Origin of the sequence: Xenorhabdus santafensis (assembly GCF_033949405.1) — a bacterium.
GTDB lineage: Bacteria > Pseudomonadota > Gammaproteobacteria > Enterobacterales > Enterobacteriaceae > Xenorhabdus > Xenorhabdus santafensis.
On the sequence record NZ_VCDN01000236.1, the window covers coordinates 1 to 756 of the forward strand.

A 756-nucleotide genomic window follows, 5' to 3' on the forward strand; every position below is an offset into this window, starting at 1 on the left:
GATATGGTGCTCTGTGCCATTACGGTCAGCACAATGAATGATTTGATGATCCTCGTTCAATCTCCAGACGGAACAAGAGCCATCATGCCAATGGGCGGTACGGGTCAGGTTTTCATCATCATAATCCAGTCGGTAGCCTGCGCCTTCGCTGGTTTTCTGGGAAATAACACGCCACAAACCTTCTTCGGTGGCTTCCCATGCGTAATTACAGCGCAGACCACGCTTATCCTGATGCCATGCCATCATACCGTGTTCAGTCCAACCGAATTGACGCTGGAGATGGTCATTGCGATGGCTGACACCGATAAGTCTGGCATACTCATCGTAGTGATAATGGCAAAGACGCACACGTTGGTCGTTATACAACGCCCGCCAGACGGTGGTCAGCCGGGAAACCGTCTTACCATTGATTTCCATGAGCTGATAATCACAGTGCAGATTCATTGCACCGCAACCGGTGATATTGACCATCTGATGCTGTTCGTTGTAATGGAATCGTTGCTCATTGCCAACATTATCACGGATGTGGCTTAATCGGCTGATACCGTCATTATCAAAAGCGGCATAGTGATAAACCAATTCGCCCGCATCCCGGATTTCCCATTCACCATCTTCCGTGTGTATCAGCCAGCTTTGCGCATCCGGGCAAAAGCAACGATGACCTGCCGGCACATCCGGGAACGGGATGATATCGCCGGATAAATTGCGCCAAAGCATGCCCTCTTCAACGCGGGCTAATTGACTTTCCCAGAATAA

At 50.0% G+C, this 756-nt stretch carries 1 pseudogene; it reads right to left on the bottom strand.

Annotated features, from left to right (window positions below):
* A pseudogene (locus tag FE392_RS22385) lies at positions 1 to 756 on the bottom strand (type IV secretion protein Rhs); the annotation flags it as partial.